We start from the raw sequence: 2,378 nt of genomic DNA, 5'->3' as shown, positions 1-2,378 counted from the left end.
GAGGACCTCAGGTCTCGCGGGCAGTTCCTCCTCAACGTGATGAGCTCGCCCGGATCTGGCAAGACCGCCACGCTCACGCGCCTCATCAACCTGCTTAAGGATGACTATCGTATAGGTGTCATGGAGGCCGACATCGACGGTGCCGTGGACACCGACCGCATCATCTCGCAGACGGGCGCCCGCGCCATCCAGCTTCACACGGGAGGCATGTGCCATCTCGACGCCGGCATGACGCGCACGGGCATCGATTCACTTGACACTACAGGACTTGACCTTGTCTTTCTTGAAAACGTCGGCAACCTTGTATGTCCCGCCGAGTTCGATACCGGGGCCTCCAAGAATGCCGTGATCCTCTCCGTTCCCGAGGGAGACGACAAGCCGCTCAAGTACCCCCTCATGTTCGAGAGGGCCGACGTCGTCCTCCTCAACAAGATCGACGTGCTGCCCTACTTCGACTTTGACCTCGATACGTTCGAGGCCTATCTCCGCCAGCGCAACCCCAACTGCCAGCTCATCAAGATTTCAGCCAAGACAGGCGAGGGCATGGACCAGCTTGCCAATTGGGTTCGTCACGAAGTCGACCTCTGGAGGGCGTAGAGGATGCCGGAACAGTTTGAGAGGCCCCGCTCCATCTACCAGAGCGAGGCGAAGCGCAATGCAGCCGTGGCCAAGCTCGGCCGCAAGATCACCGACGTCGTCAAGCACAAGATCGGTGGCGTGAAAACCGATGACCCAGAGTACTGGGGCCTCAAAGAGGTTCTTACCGACGAGATGGTCGACCTCGCCAACCGCATGAAGCTCCGCCAGTTCTACGACTTTGACGGCATGATGGCCCTCGCCCCCCAGATCGAGCCCGCACACCTGCAGGAGCTTCTCAACCAGATGAGCGTCGTTGGCATCATCGAGTACGACTACGGTGACCACTACACGGACGATGGCCCCATCGCAGACGCACCGCGTACCAAGCGCTGGCGCCTTTCGTTCTTTGTACCGGGCTCGGCCGAGCTCTTCAACTCGAGCAAGGACCGCGTCGACAAGAACCCTGCAGTGGCAAGCTTCTTCGAGCGCATGACCTTCATTCCGCTTGCGGGCATCACCCAGATGGTCCCGCCCGGCGGCGACGGCATTGGCATGCACGTCATCCCCGTCGAGGAGGCCGTCAACTTCCAGAACGAGGCCGTCAAGGTTGAGCGCATCTCCCATTGGCTCAAAAAGTACGAGGGACACATCGCGGCTGGCATTTGCTCCTGCCGCTACTCGCGCACCAAGCTGGGCGAGGGCTGCGCCGATGACCCTGACGACTGGTGCATTCAGGTGGGCGACATGGCCGACTACACCGTCGAGACGGGCCGCGCCCACTACATCACGACCGATGAGGCGCTCGAGATCCTCAAGCGCGCCGAGGACAACGGCTTTGTCCACCAGATCACCAACATCGACGGGGAGGACAAGATCTTCGACATCTGCAACTGCGACGTGAAGATCTGCAACGCCCTGCGCACGAGCATGCTCTTCAACACGCCCAACCTCTCGCGCAGCTCCTACACCGCCAGAGTGACGCCTGAGAACTGCGTTGCCTGTGGCCTGTGCGTGGAGTCCTGCCCCGCAGGCGCCGTGAAGCTTGGCCAGAGGCTCTGCCGTGCCAACGGCGAGCAGCCCAAGTATCCGCGCGCAATACTTCCCGACGCCATCCGCTGGGGCAAGTACGCCTGGGACGAGAACTACCGCGACACCGCCCGCATGCACAACACCTGGCCCACAGGCTCCGCCCCTTGCAAGGCCGCCTGCCCGGCGCACGTTCCCGTGCAGGCCTATCTCCAGAAGGCCAAGGAGGGCAAGTACCAGGAGGCCGTTGAGCTTATCCGCACGATGAACCCGTTCCCCGCCGTCTGTGGGCGCATCTGCAACAAGCGCTGCGAGGACGCCTGCACGCGCGGCACGATCGATGCGCCCGTCTCCATCGACGCCGTCAAGAAGTTCGTGGCCGACTACGACCTTGCGCAGGCGGAACACGCCGTTCCGGGTCGTGCGGTGCCTTCGGTGCACGACCGCTTCGACGAGAAGGTCGCCATCATCGGTGCCGGTCCCGCAGGCCTCTCCTGCGCTTACTACCTTGCACTTCTCGGCTACTCTCCCGTCGTGTTCGAGAGGCACGAGCAGCCCGGCGGCATGATGATGTACGGGATTCCCTCCTATAAGCTCGAGAAGGACGTGCTTCTCGCCGAGGCCGAGATCATCATCAAGAGCCTGGGCGTCGAGATCCGCTGCGGCGTCGAGGTGGGCCGCGACATCACGCTCGACCAGCTGCGCGAGCAGGGCTTCAAGGCCTTCTTCGTGGCCGTTGGCTGCCAGGGCGGCAGGCGTCCCGGCGTCCCCGG

Annotated in this window: 2 protein-coding genes; both read left to right on the top strand. The window is 62.7% G+C overall.

The window, feature by feature from the left end:
• Nucleotides 1-597: hydrogenase nickel incorporation protein HypB (gene hypB, locus ACO59D_RS13035; RefSeq protein ID WP_485127348.1), on the top strand; the 597-nt coding region annotated here is incomplete at its 5' end.
• 3 nt (nt 598-600) lie between these two features.
• A partial coding sequence (locus tag ACO59D_RS13030) for an FAD-dependent oxidoreductase (RefSeq protein WP_485127347.1) occupies nt 601-2,378 on the top strand: 1,778 nt, incomplete at its 3' end.

The sequence above is a fragment of the Tractidigestivibacter sp. genome, assembly GCF_057241865.1.
The sequence above is the reverse complement of the archived record's forward strand: the minus strand, read 5'-3'. Positions and strand labels throughout refer to the sequence as shown.